Raw genomic sequence first — 521 nt, 5'->3', positions numbered from 1 at the left:
TACACTTCCGAGCAGCTCAGCGCCATCGACAGCCCGCTCAGCGGCATCATCCAGGTCGAGATCGCCTCAGGCGATCGCGCCTCCCTGCAAGCCGCCGTCGATCGGCTGGTGCGCCTGATCCAGGCTGACCCCAACAAGGCCCGCCTTGACCGGCTCATTACCCGCTGGCTCAAGCGTCATCTCCAGCGCCTTGGCGCACAGATCGACCTTACCCAGATCAACTCACTCGTCGAGGACAAAGCGATGTTGGCCGAAAACCTACAACACTGGGCAGAACGCGAGCGCGAAGAAGGCCATAAAGAAGGCCAAAAAGTAGGCCAAAAGGTAGGCCGCAAGGCGGGCGTGGAGGGCACCCTCCGCAAACTCATCACCCTCAAATTCGGCGACATCCCCGAGTCGGCATCCAAACGCCTAGAGCAAGCCACAGACGAGCAACTGGACACCTGGGTCGAGCTGATCCTCACCGCCAACGCGCTCGAAGACCTCTTCACGACCAGGTGATGGCCGCGCCAGCCTCGAGC

1 protein-coding gene is annotated in these 521 nt (G+C 61.8%); it reads left to right on the top strand.

Going from position 1 to position 521, the window contains the following annotated elements; genetic code table 11:
• Nucleotides 1-501 (top strand): RpnC/YadD family protein (locus CKO15_RS13880; RefSeq protein ID WP_476729775.1); only part of this gene is annotated, 501 nt, incomplete at its 5' end.
• Between the last annotated feature and the right edge of the window lie 20 nt (nucleotides 502-521).

It is taken from the genome of Halorhodospira abdelmalekii (assembly GCF_016583625.1).
Taxonomy (GTDB): domain Bacteria; phylum Pseudomonadota; class Gammaproteobacteria; order Nitrococcales; family Halorhodospiraceae; genus Halorhodospira; species Halorhodospira abdelmalekii.
Note: the sequence above shows the minus strand (reverse complement) of the source record. Positions and strands in the feature narration are given on the sequence as shown.